Annotated in this window: 39 protein-coding genes and 1 tRNA gene; 8 read left to right on the forward strand and 32 right to left on the reverse strand. The window is 35.7% G+C overall.

The window, feature by feature from the left end; genetic code table 11:
• Positions 1-380: 380 nt before the first annotated feature.
• The 25 genes from IGI43_RS03785 to IGI43_RS03905 form a co-directional block, all read right to left on the reverse strand.
• Complete coding sequence (locus tag IGI43_RS03785) at positions 381-833, reverse strand: hypothetical protein (RefSeq protein ID WP_438756501.1); 453 nt, start codon at positions 831-833, stop codon at positions 381-383.
• Positions 834-922: 89 nt separating this feature from the next.
• Entirely contained in the window at positions 923-1,363 is a 441-nt protein-coding gene (locus IGI43_RS03790) for a DNA N-6-adenine-methyltransferase (RefSeq protein WP_438756502.1), read from the reverse strand.
• 63 nt (positions 1,364-1,426) lie between these two features.
• On the reverse strand, positions 1,427-1,819 hold the full coding sequence (locus IGI43_RS03795; RefSeq protein WP_438756503.1) for a hypothetical protein: 393 nt from the start codon (positions 1,817-1,819) through the stop codon (positions 1,427-1,429).
• Positions 1,820-1,938: 119 nt separating this feature from the next.
• Positions 1,939-2,526, reverse strand: coding sequence for a hypothetical protein (locus tag IGI43_RS03800; protein ID WP_438756504.1), 588 nt, complete (start codon positions 2,524-2,526; stop codon positions 1,939-1,941).
• Entirely contained in the window at positions 2,523-2,708 is a 186-nt protein-coding gene (locus IGI43_RS03805; protein ID WP_438756505.1) for a hypothetical protein, read from the reverse strand. The genes IGI43_RS03800 and IGI43_RS03805 overlap by 4 nt, the downstream gene beginning before the upstream one ends.
• Positions 2,705-2,941 (reverse strand): hypothetical protein, encoded by a 237-nt coding sequence (locus IGI43_RS03810; protein ID WP_438756506.1) that lies wholly within the window; start codon positions 2,939-2,941, stop codon positions 2,705-2,707. The genes IGI43_RS03805 and IGI43_RS03810 overlap by 4 nt, the downstream gene beginning before the upstream one ends.
• Positions 2,938-3,126, reverse strand: a complete 189-nt coding sequence (locus IGI43_RS03815; RefSeq protein ID WP_438756507.1) for a hypothetical protein — start codon at positions 3,124-3,126, stop codon at positions 2,938-2,940. The genes IGI43_RS03810 and IGI43_RS03815 overlap by 4 nt, the downstream gene beginning before the upstream one ends.
• Positions 3,123-3,305, reverse strand: coding sequence for a hypothetical protein (locus IGI43_RS03820; RefSeq protein WP_438756508.1), 183 nt, complete (start codon positions 3,303-3,305; stop codon positions 3,123-3,125). The genes IGI43_RS03815 and IGI43_RS03820 overlap by 4 nt, the downstream gene beginning before the upstream one ends.
• The gene (locus tag IGI43_RS03825; protein WP_438756509.1) at positions 3,302-3,469 is read right to left on the reverse strand and encodes a DUF1642 domain-containing protein; all 168 of its coding nucleotides are present in this window, start codon (positions 3,467-3,469) and stop codon (positions 3,302-3,304) included. The genes IGI43_RS03820 and IGI43_RS03825 overlap by 4 nt, the downstream gene beginning before the upstream one ends.
• Positions 3,466-3,660, reverse strand: coding sequence for a hypothetical protein (locus tag IGI43_RS03830; protein WP_438756510.1), 195 nt, complete (start codon positions 3,658-3,660; stop codon positions 3,466-3,468). Before IGI43_RS03830 ends, IGI43_RS03825 begins: the two co-directional genes overlap by 4 nt.
• Positions 3,660-4,055 (reverse strand): YopX family protein, encoded by a 396-nt coding sequence (locus tag IGI43_RS03835; RefSeq protein ID WP_438756511.1) that lies wholly within the window; start codon positions 4,053-4,055, stop codon positions 3,660-3,662. The genes IGI43_RS03830 and IGI43_RS03835 overlap by 1 nt, the downstream gene beginning before the upstream one ends.
• Positions 4,048-4,371 carry a hypothetical protein gene (locus tag IGI43_RS03840; RefSeq protein ID WP_438756512.1) on the reverse strand — a complete coding sequence of 108 codons (324 nt, stop codon included), beginning with the start codon at positions 4,369-4,371 and terminating at the stop codon, positions 4,048-4,050. The genes IGI43_RS03835 and IGI43_RS03840 overlap by 8 nt, the downstream gene beginning before the upstream one ends.
• 13 nt (positions 4,372-4,384) lie before the next feature.
• Entirely contained in the window at positions 4,385-4,936 is a 552-nt protein-coding gene (gene ssb, locus IGI43_RS03845) for a single-stranded DNA-binding protein (protein WP_438756513.1), read from the reverse strand.
• Positions 4,929-5,561 (reverse strand): DNA polymerase III subunit beta, encoded by a 633-nt coding sequence (locus tag IGI43_RS03850; protein WP_438756514.1) that lies wholly within the window; start codon positions 5,559-5,561, stop codon positions 4,929-4,931. The genes ssb and IGI43_RS03850 overlap by 8 nt, the downstream gene beginning before the upstream one ends.
• Positions 5,551-5,907: a VRR-NUC domain-containing protein gene (locus tag IGI43_RS03855; RefSeq protein WP_438756515.1), complete on the reverse strand. Its 357-nt coding sequence runs from the start codon at positions 5,905-5,907 to the stop codon at positions 5,551-5,553. The genes IGI43_RS03850 and IGI43_RS03855 overlap by 11 nt, the downstream gene beginning before the upstream one ends.
• On the reverse strand, positions 5,904-6,824 hold the full coding sequence (locus IGI43_RS03860; RefSeq protein ID WP_438756516.1) for a conserved phage C-terminal domain-containing protein: 921 nt from the start codon (positions 6,822-6,824) through the stop codon (positions 5,904-5,906). The genes IGI43_RS03855 and IGI43_RS03860 overlap by 4 nt, the downstream gene beginning before the upstream one ends.
• Positions 6,825-6,841: 17 nt before the next feature.
• The gene (locus IGI43_RS03865) at positions 6,842-7,132 is read right to left on the reverse strand and encodes a hypothetical protein (protein ID WP_438756517.1); all 291 of its coding nucleotides are present in this window, start codon (positions 7,130-7,132) and stop codon (positions 6,842-6,844) included.
• 19 nt (positions 7,133-7,151) lie between these two features.
• Positions 7,152-7,373 carry a hypothetical protein gene (locus tag IGI43_RS03870; RefSeq protein ID WP_438756518.1) on the reverse strand — a complete coding sequence of 74 codons (222 nt, stop codon included), beginning with the start codon at positions 7,371-7,373 and terminating at the stop codon, positions 7,152-7,154.
• Between the two features lie 3 nt (positions 7,374-7,376).
• Positions 7,377-8,063: a putative HNHc nuclease gene (locus tag IGI43_RS03875; RefSeq protein WP_438756519.1), complete on the reverse strand. Its 687-nt coding sequence runs from the start codon at positions 8,061-8,063 to the stop codon at positions 7,377-7,379.
• Between the two features lie 5 nt (positions 8,064-8,068).
• Positions 8,069-8,734, reverse strand: a complete 666-nt coding sequence (locus IGI43_RS03880) for an ERF family protein (protein WP_438756520.1) — start codon at positions 8,732-8,734, stop codon at positions 8,069-8,071.
• Positions 8,731-9,030: a hypothetical protein gene (locus IGI43_RS03885; RefSeq protein ID WP_438756521.1), complete on the reverse strand. Its 300-nt coding sequence runs from the start codon at positions 9,028-9,030 to the stop codon at positions 8,731-8,733. The genes IGI43_RS03880 and IGI43_RS03885 overlap by 4 nt, the downstream gene beginning before the upstream one ends.
• 54 nt (positions 9,031-9,084) lie before the next feature.
• Positions 9,085-9,345 carry a hypothetical protein gene (locus tag IGI43_RS03890; protein WP_438756522.1) on the reverse strand — a complete coding sequence of 87 codons (261 nt, stop codon included), beginning with the start codon at positions 9,343-9,345 and terminating at the stop codon, positions 9,085-9,087.
• 13 nt (positions 9,346-9,358) lie between these two features.
• The gene (locus IGI43_RS03895) at positions 9,359-10,048 is read right to left on the reverse strand and encodes a Rha family transcriptional regulator (protein ID WP_438756523.1); all 690 of its coding nucleotides are present in this window, start codon (positions 10,046-10,048) and stop codon (positions 9,359-9,361) included.
• Between the two features lie 2 nt (positions 10,049-10,050).
• Positions 10,051-10,290, reverse strand: coding sequence for a helix-turn-helix transcriptional regulator (locus IGI43_RS03900; protein WP_438756524.1), 240 nt, complete (start codon positions 10,288-10,290; stop codon positions 10,051-10,053).
• 14 nt (positions 10,291-10,304) lie between these two features.
• Complete coding sequence (locus IGI43_RS03905) at positions 10,305-10,484, reverse strand: hypothetical protein (protein WP_438756525.1); 180 nt, start codon at positions 10,482-10,484, stop codon at positions 10,305-10,307.
• Between the two features lie 247 nt (positions 10,485-10,731).
• Here IGI43_RS03905 and IGI43_RS03910 point away from each other — a divergent pair, with 247 nt between their 5' ends.
• Complete coding sequence (locus IGI43_RS03910) at positions 10,732-10,899, forward strand: YjzC family protein (protein ID WP_438756526.1); 168 nt, start codon at positions 10,732-10,734, stop codon at positions 10,897-10,899.
• Between the two features lie 334 nt (positions 10,900-11,233).
• On the opposite strand, the gene IGI43_RS03915 is transcribed toward IGI43_RS03910, so the two are convergent.
• The gene (locus IGI43_RS03915) at positions 11,234-11,413 is read right to left on the reverse strand and encodes a hypothetical protein (RefSeq protein WP_438756527.1); all 180 of its coding nucleotides are present in this window, start codon (positions 11,411-11,413) and stop codon (positions 11,234-11,236) included.
• Positions 11,414-11,428: 15 nt separating this feature from the next.
• Positions 11,429-11,659, reverse strand: coding sequence for a helix-turn-helix transcriptional regulator (locus IGI43_RS03920; protein WP_438756528.1), 231 nt, complete (start codon positions 11,657-11,659; stop codon positions 11,429-11,431).
• Positions 11,660-11,843: 184 nt separating this feature from the next.
• On the opposite strand from IGI43_RS03920, the gene IGI43_RS03925 reads away from it, so the two are divergent.
• The 5 genes from IGI43_RS03925 (at position 11,844) to IGI43_RS03945 (ending at position 15,951) form a co-directional block, all read left to right on the forward strand.
• Positions 11,844-12,212, forward strand: a complete 369-nt coding sequence (locus IGI43_RS03925) for a helix-turn-helix domain-containing protein (RefSeq protein WP_438756529.1) — start codon at positions 11,844-11,846, stop codon at positions 12,210-12,212.
• Between the two features lie 739 nt (positions 12,213-12,951).
• Complete coding sequence (locus IGI43_RS03930) at positions 12,952-13,866, forward strand: helix-turn-helix domain-containing protein (RefSeq protein WP_438756530.1); 915 nt, start codon at positions 12,952-12,954, stop codon at positions 13,864-13,866.
• Positions 13,867-13,955: 89 nt separating this feature from the next.
• Positions 13,956-14,267: a hypothetical protein gene (locus IGI43_RS03935; RefSeq protein ID WP_438756531.1), complete on the forward strand. Its 312-nt coding sequence runs from the start codon at positions 13,956-13,958 to the stop codon at positions 14,265-14,267.
• Positions 14,264-14,548 carry an SHOCT domain-containing protein gene (locus IGI43_RS03940; RefSeq protein WP_438756532.1) on the forward strand — a complete coding sequence of 95 codons (285 nt, stop codon included), beginning with the start codon at positions 14,264-14,266 and terminating at the stop codon, positions 14,546-14,548. Before IGI43_RS03935 ends, IGI43_RS03940 begins: the two co-directional genes overlap by 4 nt.
• 47 nt (positions 14,549-14,595) lie before the next feature.
• Entirely contained in the window at positions 14,596-15,951 is a 1,356-nt protein-coding gene (locus IGI43_RS03945) for a recombinase family protein (RefSeq protein WP_438756533.1), read from the forward strand.
• Between the two features lie 5 nt (positions 15,952-15,956).
• On the opposite strand, the gene IGI43_RS03950 is transcribed toward IGI43_RS03945, so the two are convergent.
• The 5 genes from IGI43_RS03950 to IGI43_RS03970 all read right to left on the reverse strand — a co-directional run bounded on the left by IGI43_RS03950 (position 15,957) and on the right by IGI43_RS03970 (position 20,641).
• Positions 15,957-16,039: transfer RNA gene (locus tag IGI43_RS03950), tRNA-Leu, on the reverse strand.
• Positions 16,040-16,198: 159 nt separating this feature from the next.
• On the reverse strand, positions 16,199-16,924 hold the full coding sequence (locus IGI43_RS03955; protein WP_438756534.1) for an ElyC/SanA/YdcF family protein: 726 nt from the start codon (positions 16,922-16,924) through the stop codon (positions 16,199-16,201).
• Positions 16,925-17,004: 80 nt separating this feature from the next.
• Complete coding sequence (locus IGI43_RS03960) at positions 17,005-17,490, reverse strand: SprT family protein (RefSeq protein WP_438756535.1); 486 nt, start codon at positions 17,488-17,490, stop codon at positions 17,005-17,007.
• A gap of 2 nt (positions 17,491-17,492) precedes the next feature.
• Positions 17,493-19,685: a Tex family protein gene (locus IGI43_RS03965; RefSeq protein ID WP_438756536.1), complete on the reverse strand. Its 2,193-nt coding sequence runs from the start codon at positions 19,683-19,685 to the stop codon at positions 17,493-17,495.
• A gap of 221 nt (positions 19,686-19,906) precedes the next feature.
• Positions 19,907-20,641 (reverse strand): metallophosphoesterase, encoded by a 735-nt coding sequence (locus tag IGI43_RS03970; protein ID WP_438756537.1) that lies wholly within the window; start codon positions 20,639-20,641, stop codon positions 19,907-19,909.
• 210 nt (positions 20,642-20,851) lie between these two features.
• Here IGI43_RS03970 and IGI43_RS03975 point away from each other — a divergent pair, with 210 nt between their 5' ends.
• Positions 20,852-21,712 carry an efflux RND transporter periplasmic adaptor subunit gene (locus IGI43_RS03975; RefSeq protein WP_438756538.1) on the forward strand — a complete coding sequence of 287 codons (861 nt, stop codon included), beginning with the start codon at positions 20,852-20,854 and terminating at the stop codon, positions 21,710-21,712.
• Between the two features lie 12 nt (positions 21,713-21,724).
• Complete coding sequence (locus IGI43_RS03980; RefSeq protein ID WP_438756539.1) at positions 21,725-22,417, forward strand: ABC transporter ATP-binding protein; 693 nt, start codon at positions 21,725-21,727, stop codon at positions 22,415-22,417.
• Positions 22,418-22,432 lie beyond the last annotated feature (15 nt).

Here is a 22,432-nt window from a genome sequence, read left to right on the forward strand (position 1 = left end):
ATTATGATTTTACGAAATAAAACAAGGAGATGTTCACTATGCTAAAAACAATACTTTCAAAATTAAAACCAATTTCAAAAGATCTAGTATACGAGGTTGCTCTTTTAGGTGGTGCGCATCTAATATATGAATTCGTTAGTCATTTAGTATAATAATAACCCACCCACAGACTGTAAACTAGGTATTTACCTGTGAGTGAGTGTTAAACCACCTACAACACTCATTAATTCCAGTTGAATTTAGCTTTAATAGTTGTGTAATTGTTTGCTGTAGGTGATTTATCTTTGTATTTCATAATATCAATATATCATTATATTAAGGGTGTTGTGTGCCGTCTTTTTACCTAGTTGTGTGCCTAATTTACACCCCCATTCGTGCCGTCACTTCAGATTGAACCGTTTAGCTAAAGAATTAACGAGTAAGGAATCTTGTTTTTTGCATGCATCTTCTGATAAATGGATCAACTTTGATACTTTGACCCAGTTAGGCAACTCTTTAGGCCTACGCTCTTTGCTTCCGTTGTCACTTAAATATCTGTTCCTAACTAGATTAACTGCTTCATCTGAAATATCTTCAAGAAAATTATCTACAACACTCACATGCTTAACAGTAGCTAGAAACTCTTCATTGGTCCATACTCGTTCAGCTTCCGCCTCTTGCGGTGCAATATTTGAACTAACTCTTGAACCGCCGATATTTTCATCCGTTTCTTGATAAGGATAACGCAAGCTTTCTTCAATCTTTTTAATTTGTTTCTTTTCGTAATTGTGAAGACGCAGAACTTTTCTAGCATAGTTTCTAGCTTCTTCGCTTACTTTGTAATGTTTGCTCAATCCGCTACCCCTCCTGTATTATTTAAATAGTCCACCAAACGCCTGCTGCCTGTTCATGGACCCGTTGCGTTTAACACAATACTCACACATCAGCTATCGCCACCATAAACCACAATCGCCGACGGAAACGGCGCACGATCTCTTTTTTGTCCGTTGTCCTCAAAATATAAACGACCTCTTAAAAACTCGATCTCTGCTTTACCAAAAATGTAATCATGCCAATAACTTGTATCTGTCCTTGCTGGTATCAGGAAAACAATTGTACGATCTGGTTCTCTTTGATGCTCTTGCCATGCTTTAGCAAGCCACTTGCCTAATTGTCTACCGTATGGTGGGTTACAAAATACATTACCTTGCCACTCTTGGCTTAGTGCATCATCCTCAGCTATAAAATACTTTGGTAGTTTGGCATTGCCGTGACTTGCTGCTGCATCTAAATCAAAGTGATATTTATTGTTTAACTCGTTAAATAGATCCTGTGGTGTTTCCCAGTCTTGTTTGTTGCTTGTAAATAAGGCTTTATTTTCCATATCATCACAAAGGAGTAAAAAGCTTTTTAGTGTCGGCCGACAAACCTCCACTCCTTTCTTGGGTTAATATTCAGTTGATGCTAATAAAAATGGTACTTCCACCAAGGTTTTTCCTTTAAATCTATTTCTGAGTTCTTGCTGCAATGTGTATCTGTAGTAAAATTCAAAAGTCCTAGTAATCATTACTTCTTTCTCGCCAACTTTTAAAGGTTCGTGATTTTCGTGTGTACGACCAAAATTCAATCTTAAATAATCTAATTTTTCTTGATCGCTTACGTCACTATCTTGTTCAGCGACGTATTTTTTTGTTCCGTCGATTTCGAAAGCAGTCACTCCACACTCTTCGTCGCCGTATTCTTTTTTTGACCATTGCATAGCTTGTTCTTTACTGACTGCAACTACTAAATCACAATCATCTACCATATAAATATTTACTCTTGATAAATTATCTTCCATCCCTACTCATTCCTTTCACTTGCCTTTGTCTTTGTCTTTAACAATATAAGCGTCACCAGTATAGGTGATACTATAAAATGTCCCGCATATTTCGTAATTACTAAACACCCACATTTTACTCATTGTGATTCCTCTACCTCCTGCAGTTCTTCGGCTGTTTGGATGAGTTTTAAAGCTTGGTTGTCTTTTTTTATTACTGTACCATCCGCAAAAGTCACGTGACTATCATCTATATCAATAACTGTTTTAGTAACTCCGCATATTTCAGCTTCATCTCCATATTCAAACTCATCCACCTTACGCCCTTTAGCAGCAAACTGCTTGGCACGCTTAAACGTTGCTATCTGCTCGACGGTGGCTGGGTGTAGAGATGCATTTAGCAGTATATCTAGACTGCGATCCCTCTTAAATGATGCATCATGTAACTTAAAAAAAACTGTAACTTTATTTATTGCAGTAATTTTATAAATTGCGTGATGATCCGCGTAATACTCCCCGACCGCAAATGCTGGTTGGTGGTCATTCATGATTTGTGACCAAAGTGTAGGACTATTGTTATTATTTTCAATATCTAAATCTGGTTGGTGGTTCGATTGATACATAAACTTTTTAAGGTTGCATAAAACGGCTAACTCATCCGAGTTTAGTTCATCCCGTTTTTCTAACAATTTGATACTGGCTATTATATATGCTGTTTTCTCTGTCATTGCGAGTCCTCCCATTCCTTACGAATCCGATTTAACTCTTGATCAGCTTCTTCCTTTGTTTCAAACTCTAGCATTTTGCTATCTTTTATAAATGGACTCCAACCGCCTATGGTATTTTTCTCGATTGTATATTTTCCGATTGGTGTTTCAATCACCCTAAATTTTCCGTTACAATAAATCATTCTGCTTCCTCCTCAACTTCGACAAGTACATCTGACCAAGCATCTAATGTTCGCTCGAATAACTCGTTGGTAAAATTCATCTCACCATTTTCAAAAATTAATTTGGTGTAATCTCCCACATATACCCTAGCTTCGTATATTCTTCCTTCTTCACAGTAACGATCTTCTGCGCTAAAATTTTTAATACATCTAAACGTTCTTACTGTATAGGGTCTTTCGTATATTTTGCTCATTCCGTTTCCTCCTCTATAAATACCTCACCGATAGTACTATCTAAAAGCGCCTTAATTTCTTTAGATTTCTTTTCATCAAACGCTCTAGCTTCTTCACGGCTGCCAAAGCCACAATATGATCCGTTAAAGGTTTTAACATAATTTTTGTTTGTGCCATTATTTGACAGGATATAAATTAGTTTCATTCTGCTTCCTCCTCTAGCCAACCCTCTAAGTCTTTGATTAGCTCTTTAACTAGTTTCCTGTTTAATGGTGCTACATAAAAATCATCTTTGACTTGGAAACAGATTTGTTTATGCTCTTCATCCTCGAGAATTGACAAATTATTACTGCCTCTTATACGGTAATTTTTCAATCTTTTCAATTTTCTTCCCCCTCTACTGGTACAGCAAACGCCCAGTAACGTTCGCCGATGGCTTTGATTTCTTGTTCTGTGAATTGCCCCATCTTATAATTTGATTTGCAATGGCTGTTAAAAGCATCTAGCCAGCCTTGCTCTTTATTGTCTGTTGTGATGATAAATTTCATTTCTCCACCTCGTTTTTTGCTCTATCCTGTGCATACTTCATAAACTCTTCGATTGTTACGCCTTCTTCTTTGCATATTTTCTTAATTTCCTCGAAGTGATAGCCTTCTTTTAACTCAAAAGTTTCAGCATCACGATATGGGCGGTTCGCTTCTTCTCTGCGATTCCAAACGTTTTCCAATTTTTTCTCCATTATTTCTCCACCTCGAGTAATTCTGGATTTGCATGAATGTTTCCGATTATTATTAAATCCGCCGTGCAATTATTGGTGTCTGCAACATCATCAAAACTGTAAGAATCAAAAGGATTAATCCCATCAATGTAAAATTGATAGCAATCTTTTTCTACAGCCCCGACGTAACTATATTCGCCAGTCGTTTGTTTAACCACGTCCCCCTCAAATATCTCCACACCATTCTTGTCTTTTAGCCCTGTGGATTGCATGAGGATGACTTCGTCTGTCCGATACCACATCTCGCATCCATCAACTCCAATAGGCAAATCATCATTATCTCGAAAACTCAATTCACACACTGGTAAAACCTTGTTTATACTTTTTAAATACGCTCTAAACTTCGGTTCATTCATTCGGTTCAGTCCTTTCAGCATTTTCAAATCTCAATCCGCTTGGATGTGCTGTCTCTTTCTGTATATATGTTCCAATGCTGTTTCTGTTAATGTCATACTTGATAGACACTTCTTTTCTCGACGGAAACCATTCTTTCGTTCCGTCTGGATGGATTACATTGATTGGCTTGGATCTTCTTCCCATTGCTATACGTTCCTCGGCATCATTCATTGTTTTAACAATCTTATCTACCATGACCTCCGCTTTCGGATCGCCTAAATCCATCTTGATTAGGTATTTTCTTAAAAGTTGCTGCCTTGCTCTACGCTCATTCATTTTTATTCACCTCTCAGAAAGGAAGGTCATCATCAGAAATATCAATTGTCGAGCTTGCCCCACCAAATGGATCATCATTTAGCGGTGGCTTGCTCGGGTTAAAAAACTGTTCTTGTGATCCTTGGCTATTATCTTGCGTTTTAAACGTGTTATTTTGATTTGATGAACAATTACCCTCAAACTTGTTTGAAACGTCTGCATTTTGATTCTGCGACCCCTGAGCGTTATTTCTATCTTCATTCGCTTGTCTGGATTCTAATAATTGGAAATTCTCACAGACTACTTCAGTTACATAAACACGCTGACCTTGTTGATTCTCATAGCTTCTCGTTTGAATACGACCTGTTACGCCTAACAATGTACCCTTACGCGCATAGTTCGCCATTGTTTCAGCAGGTTTACGCCAGATAACACAGTTGATGAAGTCTGCTTCTCGGTTTCCATTTGCATTTGTAAAGTTACGGTTGACAGCAAGGGTAAAGGTTGCGACAGCTGAACCGCTGCTTGTATATCGTAAATTCGGATCAGCAGTTAACCTACCAACTAGTACAACATTGTTAATCATTATTTTCCTCCGCTCTATTCATCCTGACGGGTGTTACGAGATACAAATATTGTCCTTCTTTTATTTCCATCGTCATCGGTCTGACAGATGAATATAAAGTCATCTCAACATCATCTGCAACGTAACGATCTTTTGCATCTAATAAAAATTCGCAAGCGTCTATAATGTATTGCGCTTGAAAAGCAATTCTGAATGGTGACCCTTCGACTCTCGCATTAACTTTGATTTGTACTGGTTCTCCGTAATTCATTTTGTCGTGATAATTTATAAACTTAATGACATTATCAGAAATATCCATCTCAATAATTTCATTGGCTTGAGTATTTAATGCTTTAGCAACACGCAATAAGACTTCCAGACTTACAGTCACCGTGGTTTTTTTATTCTTTTTATCAGGCAACAATCTTTTTAAGTCAGGGTAAGGTTCCTCTTTAATCTCCATCGTCTTTACATCTTGATTAAATGTTTTATTGTGTTCATGGAAATTTTTAATGTATAGCACTCGGTGTGAGTCAGTCGCTGCTAGGCTTCCATCTTTATCGTAGTGCGCGCACTTTAGAATCGGTCTAGATTCAAATTGTGATACTGCTCGTTTTAGGTGTTTTAATAATTTATTAGATTTCATTGTTTATTTCCTCCACTTCTATTTCGTCTAAAATAGTTCTCTTGCCTTGTATAATCTCAATTGCTTCAGTCACGTTTCTGGCTACTCCGTTTAAAATCCCATTTTCATGAGCTGCCAGTAAAAATGCTTTTTGATCATCACTCAAAACTCCATCTGATTTTTTCACCTCAACGAAAAACAGTTTGTTATCGCCTTTACGTGAGCCAAATAAATCAGGGAATCCCTTTTCTAATCCAAAGCCACGAGTTTTATAGGTGAGCTTCTTTCCACTGTCAACTTGCCAACAGCGGTGACCAATGGCAATTAATGAGTTCTTGATTGATTTCTGGATATCTAGTTCTTTCATTTTTTACTCGCTTCCCACGCTGCAATTTGAGCGTCCAACGCTGCTTGTTCCTCTTTTGACAACTTAGCTTCTGGCGTTGGATTGGTTACCGACTCTGGCATAGTCTCTTCTCTGATTGATTGGCGTTGGTAGCTTCCTTGCTGTCTTGGTTTGCTATTGAGTTGATTAAGGTAACTCTCAAACTTGGTACCAAACAAAGTTTCAGGTCTAAGAAATTTCTGCATGTCCGCATCATCGAGCCATTCTTGAGTCTTTTTATCCACTACGGTATAAAAGTCTTGCTCAGAGAACCCCTCCGCTAGGCGTGCTTTAATTTTTTGCTGTGTTGCTTTAGTTTGGTATCGATAGCTTGTTTTGGCTTTTAGGTTTAGATAATCGATAACTTTTTTATAAATTGGTGGTTCGGTTGGCACATCGTCGGAGCTATCCGACAATATATCTATACTCTTATCTCTTATCTCTAACTCTTTCTCTAACTCTATACTCTGGGCGACATTTTCAAGACATCCGCTAGACAACGTCTGGACATTGTCCGTTTTCGCTCTTTGCAGTCTTTTTTGTTTTGCATATTCTGTTTCCGATCCAACAAGCTCATTTAATTGATTTATATATATTTCGCCACCATCTAATATCTGGATTAGACCGATTTTTTTGAAGATATCCATAGCTACTTTGATAGTGTCAACAGTAGAATTTGTTATCTTGGATAGTGTTTCTGCATCATAAGGAATTAGCATATTGCCCACATTTCTTGCTAAGATGCCGTCAGTTTTTAAAGACTTTAGACACAGCTTTAGATATATTAGGCAATACTCTTTCCCGTTCGTTTGTTCTTCTAACCATTCGATAGTGTCTTCTTCGAAAAAGTTTTCTTTTAGTTTGAGCCAGTAATAACGTTTTTTTTGTTTATCTGACAACGTACATTCCCCCGTTATTAATCTTCGATAAAATCAAACAATGTTTCCTCTTGCGTTTGTCCAGCTCCGTAACTGTAAAACTCGTCACTTTCGCCATTTTCTTCAATAGTTTCTAATTGCTCTTGTAGATCGCTTAGTTCATTTTCCATTTGTTCCAAATATTTAAGTTCAGTTTTTAAATCTTCCTCTGCTGATTCAAGCTCGGATTCTAATTCATCGACATCATCTTCGGCACAGCCAACGGTTAAATGTTGCTCTATTATTTGAGCTTCAAGTTTATATATTTTGTCTTTTATTTCTTCGATCATTGAAAGGTAACACTCCTAACTATTCATCTTTCACTGTCATTTTATAAATTAAACTTTCTTTTAATTCGTTTCCTACAATGACACTTTTCGTTATTTTTTCTACATTAATATCGCTTTTGGAAGAATGAGCTGCTATAAAAGCAAATGTTAGTATTTCAAGTAATATTTTCTTTTTATCTGACAGAGATTTTCTAATCCGTAGCCATTCTCGTTCAAAATCCGATGCCTTGTTACTGACCATATGTCACCCTCCTATCCTTAATTTCTTAATTGTTTCGTTTTTTAATTTGATACCTTTAACATGATATTTAGCTTTAAACGCTGTTAAACCAATTGTGTGTTTTTCCATATGGTGACCATGACACAGACCAGCAAAAGTATATTCGCTATGATCTACTTTCTTTCGGCTCCTACGGCCTAATGCCTTATCAAAGTGGTCAATCTCGGCTCCTGTTTTACCGCAAATACAGCACACTCTTTTAGTTATACATTTGTAAAAATAATACTCTTGGTTAGCTGGTAGAATCTCATAGCCTTTTTTAAACGGGATGTTATTTTCAAAGATGAAATCTAAAATGATATCAGCTAATAAATTAGCATCGCTTACTGTAGATTTGGAATCATCAGCGAGGCTTATATTTCGTCCGCTAATGCCCTCGAATAGAAAGTAGAAGTATTCCTTCAAATCTTCTGTTGACTGTCCATAATAGAGGAAAATATCCCCTATCAGCGCATAAATGAAATTACGCTGTTGAACTGTGAACCGCCGAGGGTCAATAAAGCGTACCTCGATGATCCTATCGCCTTCGTAACCCTCGTACATGGTCCTCAATCGATCGATATTCACTTGCTCGTTAATCTCTGCTTTTATTTCGTTGCCTTTAAATAATTGAAGCACTGCTGAGTATGTGTCTAACAAAGGTTTAAGCATTTAATTCACTTCTCTTTAGCTTCTTTTTTCTGTATTTTTTCAAAGTGAGTACGTAATTCATTTGCATATCGGATAAGAGTTTCAAATTCCTCTAAAGTAATATCATCTATAAAAGTTTGGACACCTTTTTTTCGTAATAAGCTTGCTGTCACTTCTTCATCGGTTTTCTCTTGTAATTTAGCTAATACTCCAATAAGAATTTTAAGTGATTGCACTTGCTCTTCTGTCGCTTTCTTAGGCGGCTGCAGCTTAACTCCTTCTAGTTCTGGATCTGATCCAGTCGGAATTTGGAATAGATTTGTCAAAGCATATTTCAATGCTCCTGTTTGAGCTTTATAAACTCCCTTGTCACCTGCATCTTGTCCAGTTCCAACACCTTTAAACATTCTAGTTTCGCCTGTCTCAGCATCTTCTATGGTATAAATCACTTCAATTGTCGTTCTGTATTCAGTCTTGCCTTTAGCTGTTAGTACTTCAGCAACATTATGGGAAACAATGTCCGAAAATAACGCTAACTCTCTTTTGGCTAATTCTTCACGTATAACTTGTTTAATATCACTCTCAGTAGCGTATGCATATTTATGAAAATCATTCCATCCTGTTTTTGGAATACGTTTTACTTCTTTTGTGATTTCTGCTATTTTGTGGATTAACTTTTTTTCCTCACTCATTGTTTATTCAACCACTCTTTCCCGCTGATAATTTCTAATTTCTCAGCAATCAAATTTGATGGGTCATATTCATCTAATGCAGTCATAAAGCCTTCTTGACTGCCAACAAATTTTTTCTCAACATCCTGACACTTGAAATACATGACGAAAACCCAATCACTCTCATATACAACATTTCCAAAATCATCTATATTCCAATTCGCTGTATCGTCTATTTCATCTCCATACTCCTGGTAAAACTCATCTGGCGGAGTAGTCAAATAATGATCCAATGCATCTGCTTCTTTTGGTGTCATTGTCAAAATCCACCTTTCCGTGGTATACTTTTGTTAATATCTTTTGTTAAGCGACTAACTAGGATTGCAGTCCTGTTGGTCTTTTTTTGTACTTCCGTGTAGTTTCCGACCGCAAAACGGACAATATTCAATTCTTACGGAAGAAACGAACACACCGTGTTCAAACAGCATTAATCTATGATTCTGATATTTGTTGCCTTTCCATGATTTGCCGATTCTGATTTTGTAGTTACGATTTGTTCGATCATTCCATATTCTCCGATTATTCAATCGTTTAAATTTCCTGCCTTGTGATGGCTCACAGTGATCACACATTTAAAAGCCTCCCTTATGCCGAGTCACGCATATCTTTAATGATGGTTATAGTTGCTGTTGACGGTTGCCAATTGTTGATATACTCATTTACTTTGTCAAAATCTTTTTGACGTAACTGGCTACGCGTAGAAACACCAGTAATTTGTTTAACTCCTGTGTTGATATCCTTATAAAGCGTTGCTAGCTGATCCTTGTTGGTTGCGTTATACCCTCTAGCGATTTCTTTTACTCTTTGATTTACTCTACGTCCGATATATCCGTAATCACTGGCATCAATCTTGGTATTTTCTTCAATTTCTGTTACTCGATCAGCAACTTCATCAACTCTTTTTGCTGTGTCTTCTTGAAATTCGTACATAAGTTTTAATTTGTCTCTTGGTGATTGTGGTAGCTGCTCTCTCTGTTTAATATGGGTCTCCATATCGTTAAAACGTTCAATATATTCCATAGCAAACTCATCGCCCTTAGAACCTGTCATTCTAGTACTAAAAAGTTCACAGCCTTTTTTTGTTAGCAAGAAGCAAGGTCTATCTTCTCCTTTGTTATCTGTATAGCTAGATTCGATAAAAAAACTGACCAGCGCATTTTTGCTCTTGTTGGCACGAGAAATAATTTTCCTAATATCTCTCAATACTTCTTTGTGATTTCTTTTAACCATTTTTGCTACTTCACGGCTATCTAATGTTTGTTCTAATACTTCCATGATTATTCCCCTTTCTTAAAAGTAAATACTTGTTCGATCGGAACTTCAAAAACTTCCGCAATATCATGTGCCAGTAGCAATGATGGATTGTACCTGTTTCTTTCTAGCTGAATGATCGTTTGTCTAGATTTACCCACCTTGTCAGCTAACTGCTGTTGCGTCATGCGATGCATTGCTCTGTAAACGTGAACGGAACTCTCAAATCTTGTTTCTTTCTTTGTTTCGTTAATTTCTTCTGACATTTTAAAATTCCTCCTTAATCAATAATTTTTCTTTTACGTCCATTAACTTTGATAATCTTAGGTAACTCAAACACTTTATTAAATACGTATACGGCTATCATGAAGAATCCAAATAACAGTGATTGACGGAACGAAAAGCCAATAAGTATAGCTAACGGTGTATCTAGTAGTGCATTAATTAGTTTGTGTTTCATTTCTGTCGCTCCTTTCTTAAAGCTTCTTGTTAAACTTCAGCAAATATATTAATATGCCTATTCCACCAAATAACTTAACTATGTTGAAGATCGCAGTTAGAACAATTATTATTTTTTCTGAAGTTGAGTAATGATTCATTTCGGCTACTCCTTTCCTAAATTCATGTTGTTAGAAATCATTCACCTTGGTATACTTTATCTATCAGCAAGTGGTCTGCTGAAATAAATTAAGGTGGTGAATTTATATATGGCTAAAGAAATCATTAAACCAGGTACAGATAACAAACCTGGAGGAAATTACAAAGAAGTAGGTCCTCGCGGTGGAAATGTACCTAAAGGTAGAGAAGTTCATATTGATCCAGGCGATCGACTACCTCCTACACAAAAACCAGGTAATGGTTGGGTTAAAAAGTAACCCTTTAAGTCGCTGTGACTGCAGCGGCTTTTTACAGTACAATTCTTTTTTTAGAAAAGCAGTAAGCTTTACCGAAAAAGTTTAATTGAATCCATGATTCAGCATATTTAGTTTCATTTTCAATATACTTAGTAATATGATGTTTAATCATTAATATTCCCTCCTCCTGATTTCTGTATTCTATCTACTACACTCCCCACCCACATCACCGCTAAAAACGCACACCCTTGCACCGTCTCGCCTGTGGCAAAACAGATGATTGATATGGTTAGTAGGATTAGGTTAGCTGCTACTAGTAGTATTGTTTCCACATTTCTAGCCTCCTTGGTTGGTTTTATTCAACCTTTGATAAATCCTTACTTTCACCCTTGCCAGCTTCTGAAACTTCATCTTTAAAGACTCCTTCTAACTCAACTCCGTGTCGTCGTCCAAAAGCCTTAATCAAAATATTCATCGCTTTGCGTTGAGCTGCGATGCTCGGTTCCCCATTTGTTTGAATTGTAGTTTTTACCAATTTCAGTTCCTCCTTCTAGGCTGAATTTTTCGTCTTGTACGGTTTAACCGTAATTCCAACTAAAAAAATAATATCATCGTACTTAACTTCGAATTCCTTCTCGATCTTATCAATCTTGGGAACATCAGGAAACGTTTGCCCAATTTCCCATTTTCGCCAAGTATCGGCCGATACACCGATTGACTTTGCAGCTTGTTGCTGAGTATATCCTTTATTAGCTCTGAGTGCTTTTAAAGTTACTTTCATGAGCCTCACCTCCTTTTCTTAATGTTATGATAATACGGTTAAACCGTAATGTCAACAGTTTTACGTATTTTATTATGGTTAATTCGTATTAATTGATATATTTTCTTGATTATATTACGGTTTTGACGTATAATTTTTTTTGAAAGAGGTGTTTATTATTAGTAATTTAGGTAATAAAGAAATCATGGCGAAAAATATTGTTAAATATATGGAGTTAAACGGCGTTGACAGAAATAAATTATCTGCCGATTTAGGAATTAGTTATACAACTATCACAGATTGGGTTAAAGGGAAGACTTATCCTAGAATTGATAAAATTGAGATGATGGCAAATTATTTCGGAATTAACAAATCAGACTTAGTTGAAGAAAAGAAGTATACGGATGAAAACACTCACTCTACCGTTTATAATACAGTTCTCAAATTAATGGAAAATGATAATCAGGCTTTTACGGATATAATAACAAATCTCGAAAAATTGAATGATGATGAAATTGAAATAGTTAGGAATATGGTTATTTCATTAAGTGCACTTAAGAAGAAAAAAGACTGAATAAGCTCAGCCTTTTTTAAAGTTTCAAAATTAATTCATAAAGAAATTTAATTTTTTCTATATCGTCGATTTCATTAATCATTTCTTTAATTAAGTCCCAATAATCCATACCAATACCTCCATTATTTTTAAAACTCCCGATAAAAATAAAAAGACAGTACATAAATTGCATGTACTGTCTCAAATTTATAGATATCTTACACAACCGTATAACAAATAGGCTTTATATTGACACAAAGTAAAAATATATGATGTTATTATGTCAATAGTTTGTTATACTAAGATTGTTGTAGCGATAGCTACATTATTAGAGTAGTACACTAAAGCTATATCTTTAGTGTCTGTTCCTGACGCTCGACACAGGTTGGTAGCCTGTGGATGTTGGGAACAGCTCTTTATTTTTTTTTGCTTTATTATGTTACCAACTTTTTATTTAATACTAAATTATAACTGATTTTTTTATACTCCAGAAGTAATAACGTATACTGATATTAATCCGCTTACCGCAGCAATTAAAGTAATCATCCTATTCCCTCCTCTATTCACATTTAAGAAAGTAATGTTTGCAAACTAATACGTCTCTATAGGTAAAGAATAACAAACTGATACCATAAAATAAAGAGCAATTTATTGATTTGTGAAATTGACATGTAAAACAGCTTTTTTTATTAATTTTATCTTATTTTATATTTTTAGCACGATTCTCATGTTAAAATCACATTTAGAGAGGGTGGAATACATGAATATAGGCGATACTTTACGTTTTTTTAGAACTAAACTTAAACTATCTCAAAAAGAAATGGCGCCAGAGTACATGGACTCATCAGCGTATTCAAGAATTGAAGGAAATGTAAGAAGTATTAAAATAGATGAGCTTCAAAATATTTTCGATAAAACGGGTATAAGCTCAGGGGAATTTTTCCGTTTTTTTGATTTAGATGATAACCAAACAAAGTTTAAAGATTTATACATTTATTGCGCTACCCACTTAGACAATAAAAGTAAAAAAAATAAACTACTTGATTATTACAAAAATTTAAAAACTATAGAACATAAAAATCCCACACAACTATCGAATTACATTGCTGTAAAAAACTACTTTGGATCACACTGGGATGAAGTAGATGAAATTAATCAACAAGAGGTTGATGATATTTTTAACGATTTGATGAAAAAGAAATTTTATTTGCAGCACGATTACATACTTGTATCTAATATAGCAAGATTGTTTTCTGCTAAGCAAATTGACTTAATCATTCCTAGAATTATTCCTGTACCGTTTGAAAAAAATAGAAATACTGAGACAAAAAAATTCGCTCACAACACTCTTATTAATATCATATCGCTTAAACTTTATGCTATGGATCATACTGGAGCTGAAAAGTATATAAAATTAGCACAAAAACAAAACAAGATGGAGACAGACTATAATTTTAAACTCAACTTACAATACCTGAATAACTTACTACAATACTTAGTTACAGGCGAAATGATTTATATTGAACGTGTCCATGATTTTATCCATATTCTAGAGGATATTGGAGAAAATCTTCATGCCAATCTAGTAAAGAAGGAAGTAAAAATTCTTACTCATGATAAAGATAGCGAGAAGATGTTGAATAGTTATGAGGTTGGCTTATTTAAACAAGATTAATATGACTAATGTAAATTGCGTAGTTTTTTAATCTCTTTCATGATACAATCATATTGTAAAAAATATTATATTTGAAAGAGGTAATCAACATGTCTTTTTGGGGTAATAATAAAAAAGCACTGAACCAAGATTCAAAATCATTCGATCCTGATAAAAAAATTGGAAATTATATGTGGATTGACAATAAAAATAATTTATTAATGATTTCTACAAAATATATGATGAAACCTAAATACCTTTTGAGATTCGATAACATACTTCGATACTCAGTATATCAAGATGACAAAGAAGTGACAAAGAAATCTGGATTAGGTAGAGCCGCAGTCGGAGGAGTATTGTTTGGTGGTGCAGGAGCAATTGTAGGAGCGCTCACAGGTTCTGAAACAAAAAAAGTTACGTGAAAAATCTTTGGATAGTTTTAGAATTAGATGGTAAAGATACAGAGAGCAAAAAAGCAATGATTCCGTTTATTAATATGTCAAAAACAGATACTAATTCTCAGCTATTTAAAAAGTTCGCTAGAGACTTAGAAAGTTGTTTATCTGTTTTAGATGGCATTTTGGCTCTAAAAAATTCTTTGAACAGCTTGGACACTCTAAGAGAGATGAAACAACTTTTAGATGATGGCATAATAACTCGAGGCGAATTCGAAATGAAGAAAAAAGAATTATTGAATTTATAACAGACTAGCCTTCCGGCTTTTCTTTTTTACAGAAAGGAAAAACCCTTATGAAACGAGCAGCACTTTATATACGAGTATCTAGTGACCAACAAGCGAAGTTTGGTGACAGCTTGCGAGAACAACAAGATACATTAAATGAATATGTAAACAGTCAAAAGGATATCATCGTTCATTCCGTCTATGTTGATGATGGAATAAGTGGTCAAAAGTTGGATCGCGACGAATTTACCAGACTATTGAATGATGTTAGGCACGATCAAATCGATCTAATTTTATTCACTAAGCTTGATCGTTGGTTTAGATCACTAAAACATTACCTTAATACACAGGATATACTTGAGAAACACGAGGTAAACTGGCTTGCCGTGTCTCAGCCTTATTACGATACGACAACCGCATATGGCAAAACATTTATAAATCAAGTGATGTCGTTTGCTGAGCTAGAAGCCCAAATGACTTCTGAACGCATGCTTTCCGTATTTAGTAATAAAGTAAAAATGGGCGAAGTTATTTCTGGGACAACTCCTTTTGGTTATTCAATTGAAAATAAAAAACTAGTGTCAAATGACCAAGCACCGATCGCCAAAAAAGTATTTGAATTTTATGACGAACACGCAAATCTAAACAAAACATCACGGTATTTGCTTGAAGAGTTTGGAATCCAAAGAAACACGCAGTCAATTCGAGAAATGCTGAAAAATACAAAGTACATTGGAATTTTTAGAGACAATGAAAACTACAACGAGCCAATAGTGAGTAAAACACTTTTTGAATCAGTAAATAGGCAATTAAAAATGAATAAAAAATCGAATACAAAACACGAGTACATTTTTAGTGGTCTATTAATCTGCGAAGATTGCGGAAGAAAAATGAATGCTGGAAAAAAAGCTTACTACTCAGCCAAAAGGAAAGACGGCACACGAACTCGATACCCTCATGTATCTATTTATAACTGTCGTTACGCGTATCAAGTGCCTAAATGCCCGAACACGAAAGTTTTGAAAGAACACATTTTAGAACAATACTTGCTTAGCGAGATTCCAGTCTTGCTGAAGCAAAAAGTTAATAGCATTAATCAAAAAAAGAACAATGATAACGACAAACAAAAAAGGCGGCAAGCCATAGAGAATAAGCTTGAACGTTTGAAAGCAGCTTACCTCAACGAGATTATTGGGCTTGATGAATACAAAGAAGATCGAGCAACTTTAATATCACAACTTGAGAAAATTGAAAAAATTGAAATACCAACCATAGATACAAGCATCTATACAAAATTTGCTGATATAAACTTGGAAGAACATTACGAAACTTTATCTTTAGCCGAAAGAAAACAGTTTTGGCGATCACTCGTCAAAGAGATAACCTTTAACAAGAACCGCCAGATAAAAATTGATTTGATTTAATTATATGCGGACGACGGGATTTGAACCCGCACGAGCTAAAGCCCACAAGACCCTCAATCTTGCATGTCTGCCGTTCCATCACGTCCGCTTCTGCTAGTCTACGAACAGGTGGTCACCTGTCTGCCATTCCGCCATGACCGCATTTTATAACTAAGTATCTACTTTCTAAATCTATGATAAAATACGCTCAAGTTTTTGTCAATCTTTCAAGAAAAATTCAATATTTTACTTTTACCATAAACGAATATCATCTTTTTTGCCTATAATCATATACCTGACACAACGCATCATACGATCGATCCACTTTTTCAGGTATTTCAATTGCGCCAATATAATTGCTTCCCTCAGGTCCATAACCGTTCTCATCATTTCTAAGCCGTGGAATTTCACCTAAAACTAACGAAAGAAAATAATCTCTGCTCCACAATCCATTAAGTCTATCTTCTTCAAAAATGATTTCTTCATTAACAGCTTTGACATATGGAACAATCGGAACATAATTTGTAAAAACAGCAGTTGTTTGTTGCCATTCTTTTTCAAAAGTTGCTTTGATTCTTCTTTGTAAAATAGGATCTTCCAATAATAAAACTTTTTTTGGATTTAAGCCTATAGATTTCACTTTATTTAATGAAAACAGTGCATTTTCACCAGAATTAGTGGAGGTACTCTCGGTTAAAAACAAAGTCTCATCTAAGTTATACTTTTGCTTGAAATACTCTAAATACATTTCCGTTTCACTTACATCATTAACCTTGATACCCATATTTTTAAAATTTTTCTGTAAAAATGGTGTTGCATGCCCAATACCGCCAACTAGCATAAATAAAGGTGCTGTTTTATTTTCAAATAATTGAACTAGTTCATCAGCTAGATATGGAAGACTATTGCCAGCTAGGATCGCAAGATCATATTCTCCAGCTATTGGTTCTTTTGCAGATAAATAGTTAATGACGGTGTTCCAATGTTGAATCATCTCTACTCTCCGTTCTGCTAATCTTATTATAATACCGTCTTTTCTATTTTTTGAAAAGACGGCATAATGTTACTTTATAGCTATAATTCTATTAGTTTTCCATGGCACTTTCCGCAAACATAGCGTTGCGTATTGACTCTTCGTTTTCGTAAAATCAATGTTTGGCATTTTTCGCACTGGTATTGATGGTAGGACTGTGGCTTTTGCTCCACTAATGGACGAACATAGCGACTTCCGCCGGTTTGTTTCAGTAACGATTTAAATTCAGGATCTTTGTGTTGATAGCCTTTGCCTTCTAAATGAAGATGATAATGGCATAATTCATGTTTGATTACATTGATTAATTCTGATTCCCCATAAAATTCAAATACTTTTGGATTAAAATCAATCTCATGTGAGCTTAAATGATAACGGCCTCCAGTTGTTCTCAAACGACGATTAAAAAAGGCCTTATGCTGAAACTTTTTACCAAATGAAGCCAAAGAAATCTCTTCGACCATTGTTTGCAATTGATCATCTGTCAATTCTTGCTTTGTTGATTGCCTTTCTTTAGAAAAACGACTCAAGGCTATTCTTTCCTTTCAGCTTGTGGCAACATCGTTAAGCTGATGCGCCCTTTCTTCGTGTCTACATCTTCCACCCATACAGTCACTACGTCTCCAACTGCAACAATATCGGTAGGGTGTTTAACAAATTTTGTGCTCAGTTTTGAAATATGCACTAAGCCATCTTGCTTCACACCAATATCAACAAAAGCGCCAAAATCAATTACATTACGAACCGTCCCTTGTAGCTCCATTCCAGATTTAAGATCTTCCATAGATAAGACATCTTTTCTTAAAAGAGGAGCCGGCATTTCATCACGCATGTCTCTTCCCGGTTGAACTAAAGCTGCTACTATATCTTTTAAGGTCTCACTACCGACAGCTAATTCAGTCTCTAATGCCGTTAAAGATAACCCCTTAATGCGTTGTGCAGCATCTGGTGTTCCAAGGTCTGCTAATTTCACGTCAGCTTTTTCTAAAATGGCTTTAGCAACATCATAACTTTCTGGATGAATTCCTGTATTGTCCAAAATATTTTTTCCATTTGGAATACGCAAAAATCCAATCGCTTGTTCATACGCTTTTGGTCCCAGACGCGGAACTTTTTTAACTTGATTACGAGCAGTGAATGCCCCATTCTCATCACGATAGACCATTAAATTTTGAGCAGTTGTTTTATTTAAACCTGAAATATGTTGTAATAGCTGTGGGCTAGCAGTATTAACGTTTACACCCACTTGGTTTACAGCGGTCTCTACAACAAAATCCAATTGTTCTGCTAACCGTTTTTGTGATACATCATGTTGATATTGACCCACACCGACTGCTTTTGGATCAATTTTTACAAGTTCAGCTAATGGATCTTGCAGGCGTCTAGCGATACTGACCGCACTTCTTTCTTCAACCTGCAAATCTGGAAATTCAGTTCTTGCCACATCACTTGCTGAATAAACTGAAGCTCCGGCCTCATTAACAATCACATAAAAAACATCTCGTTTGATTTGTTTTAATTGTTCTGCAACAAAAAGTTCTGATTCACGACTAGCTGTTCCATTACCGATCGCGACCATTTCAACCTGATATTTTTCGATCAATTTATTAAAAGCAGGACCAGCTGCTGCACGTTTTTCTCCTGAAGCTGGTTTGTGAGGATAGATTACTTGGATGGCTAACACTTTACCAGTTGCATCAACGATCGCCATTTTACATCCAGTCCGATAAGCAGGATCGAACCCTAAAACAACTTTCCCTTTAAGCGGCGGTTGGAGTAATAGATTCCGTAAGTTTTCGCCAAATATACTGATCGCTTGTTCGTCTGCTTTTTCAGTTAATTCATTACGAAGCTCTCGTTCGATTGCTGGACCAATAAATCGTTTGTAGCTATCTAAATAAGCAGTTTCAACGTAGGCTGCAGTTGGTGACTGCTTGTTGCTGCCAATTAATTGTCGTTCTAGGTAAGAACTGATTTTTTCTTCTTCTACCAAAATGGTTACTTTCAATATCTCTTCTTTTTCACCGCGATTTGTAGCTAAAACTCTATGAGAAACCATTTTGCTAACAGGTTCTGAAAAATCATAATACATTTCATAAACCGATTTTTCATCTTTTTCTTCATCTTTGACTAAACTAATATATTGACCATGCTTAAAGGTAAAGTCTCGAATCCAAGAACGAAATTTAGGTTCATCAGATACACGTTCAGCGATGATTTCATGCGCACCTTGTAGTGCCGTATCTGCTGAATCAACTTCTTTTTCAGCATCAATGTATTTTTCTGCTTCAGTGATGACATTTCCTTGCTCCGGAAAACTCATTAGCCAGTCTGCTAAAGGCTCTAATCCTTTTTCTTTAGCAATTGTCGCTTTGGTACGACGTTTTTGCTTATAAGGACGATACAAATCTTCTACTTGCTGCATTTTTGTCGCTTTTTGAATGGATTTCGCTAATTCATCTGTCAATTTGTCTTGTTCATCGATCAGACGTAACACTTCTTCTTTGCGTTTTTCTAAATTGCCTAGATAAGTATAACGCTCTTCGATTTCACGAATTTGAACTTCATCCAAACTACCTGTCATTTCTTTACGATAACGTGCAATAAAAGGAACAGTATTGCCTTCGTTCAATAAGGTCAGTACTGTAGTTAGTTGTTTCGGACGATACTCTGTCAATTCTTTTTGAAGTAAATCAACTACTTCTTGGTTATACGCTTCTGCCATATTTAACTACCTCTTTTCATTCAACATACTATTTCATTTTAGCATATTTCTCGGATGAAATATAGGACAAGCATAAAGCGTAAAAGAGGCTATGACGTAACTCTAAGAGATATAGTCTGGCCTTAAAATGGAGGGAGCAGAAGCAACACCTTCTTAGATAAGTTGGCATTCAAAAAAATTTGAAGAGCCATTTTCGTGAACTCCCACTTTTTTTTTGATGATTAAAAATCAGGCTGCCAGGGTCCCTTGACATTTTGATATTCAATATCTTGTACGATTCCATTTTTGTCAAAAATCACTCCATGAACGGAACCACCAAAAACAGCTCCACCATCTATCCCAATTTTATTATCGGATAACCATAAATCGGTTGTCTCCATATCACCATGAAGCATTGGTGTGATCGTATGACCAAAAACAATGGTTTTTCCTGTATTATTTTTACTTTGATGAAACGCTTCTCTGATCCATATAAAATCATGTGGGCTCGTTTCACGCCAATCTTTTTTAGCCAAGTCTACACCTGCATGGACAAATAGATAGTTCTCCCATTCAAAATACAATGGACGTTCAATCAAAAATGCAATCAATTCTTTATATCGGCTACGAATCATCATACTGATTTCTGTTGGAGAATATTCTTCCGTCGCTCCTTTATGGAGTAAACTTTCCATCGTTTCTTTACCGCCATTTCGAATATAACTAGTAAACCAATCTTCTGGACTTTTTAAAAACTGTAGAAAGTATTCTTCATGATTCCCTCTAAGATAAACTGCCCCATAATTTTCGACCAATTCTTTTCCAAGTAAAAAACTCTCTTTAGTCTTGGAACCTCGATCATTTAAATCGCCGATCAATACTAACTGATGCATCTTCGGATCAAAGTATTGGATTAATTGATTAAATAACTCATATTCTCCGTGGATATCACTGATTGCATAAACAAGTTTTTTCATAAATCCAGCCCCTTTACATCATTCTTTTCTTTTATTATATCGCAATAAGAAGTTTATGATTCAGATTAACAATCGAAAAAATGCAAGAATAGTCATTTATTTAGTAATATCGTAAAAATTGAAACTAATCTTAGACTTTTCATGAAAAAGAGAGTAAAATTATTCAAATGACAATATGTCATAAAATTTAGTAGGAAAGAGCTGAAATTTATGAAGAAGAAAACTATTTTCGGTATTCTTGCAGTTTTAGTTGTTGCGGTTGTTATTTTCTTGGTCGTTCAAGGAAATTCAGGAAAATCCAATGCTGTCACTGTTCGAAAAGGAGAAATAAAAAAAGAAACAATTGTTGAAAAACTTTCTACAACGGGCACCTTGATCCCAAATCAAACTCAAGCACTTATGGGGACAGGTAAAGTCGTCGATGTATTCGTTAAAACGGGTGATAAAGTAGAAAAAGACAAAGTTTTAGCAACGTACGACAACGGGTTACAGTTGATTGCTGGATTTGATGGTACAGTCACTCAAGTCAATATCAAAGCAAAACAAGCTGATACAAATGCGCAACAAGGAAGACCTTCGATTCAACTAGATGATCTTTCTACATTAAAAGTCCAACTACAACTAACAAATTCAGAAGCTTCAGCTGTAGCAATTGACCAAAAAGCTGAAATAATAAGTGGTAACCAAACATTTTCAGGAAAAGTCGCTGAAAAAGACCCCGCTGCTCAAAGTACTCAATCAGCTACAGGTACAACAGCAAGTTTAGCTGCTATCGTAAGCTTTGATCAAGCACCAGAAAACCTATTTTCTGGCTTTGATGTCGATGTTGATATCACAACTAATACAGTTGAGAACGTTCTTGCTTTGCCTATCGAAGCTTTGACATATAATGACAATAATGAACCGATCGTTTACGTGATCAAAGATGGTAAAGCGAAAGAAACAAAAGTTGAAATCGGCATTCAATCAGACAAATTGATCGAAGTGAAAAGTGGACTAAAAGAAGGCGAAACAGTCATTCTTTCTCCAAATTCTGATGTCAAAAACAATACTGAAGTAACCAAAGAATAGAAGGTGAAATGATTGATCGATTTAAAAGATGTAGTAAAAATCTACCGTACTGGTGGCGAAGAATTGGAAGCTTTAAAGCATGTCTCCTTGCATATTGCAGAAGGCGAATTCACTTCTATTATGGGTCCTAGCGGTTCTGGTAAATCAACCATGATGAATATTCTTGGTCTGTTAGATCGTTTTGATGAAGGTACTTATCACTTAAACGGCCAAGATGTAACGAATTTAACAAGCAACGAAAGTGCTCGCGTCAGAAACAAAGAAATCGGTTTTGTTTTTCAATCGTTTAATTTAATGCCACGAATGTCTTTACTAGACAATGTTGCACTCCCTATGGTTTATTCAGGAATTTCAGCAAAAGAGCGAAAAGACCGAGCATTGGAAGCATTGAGAAAAGTTGGTTTAGCGGATCGTGTCGCACATAGACCAAATGCTATTTCCGGTGGTCAAAAACAACGTGTCGCTATAGCCCGTGCTATCGTAAATGATCCAGCTGTTTTGATGGCCGATGAGCCTACAGGAAATTTAGATTCAAAAACAACCTTAGAAATCATGAAAATTTTCCAAGATTTAAATAATGCTGGTACAACCGTGGTCATGGTTACACATGAGCCCGATGTAGCGCAATATACCAAACGGATCGTGTCTTTTAGAGATGGAGAAATCATTGATGATCAGCCCGTATCCGAGCGTAAAACACTATAGAAAGGAGCCGTTCTC

Origin of the sequence: Enterococcus sp. AZ126 (genome assembly GCF_051714545.1) — a bacterium.
Taxonomy (GTDB): Bacteria; Bacillota; Bacilli; order Lactobacillales; family Enterococcaceae; genus Enterococcus_L.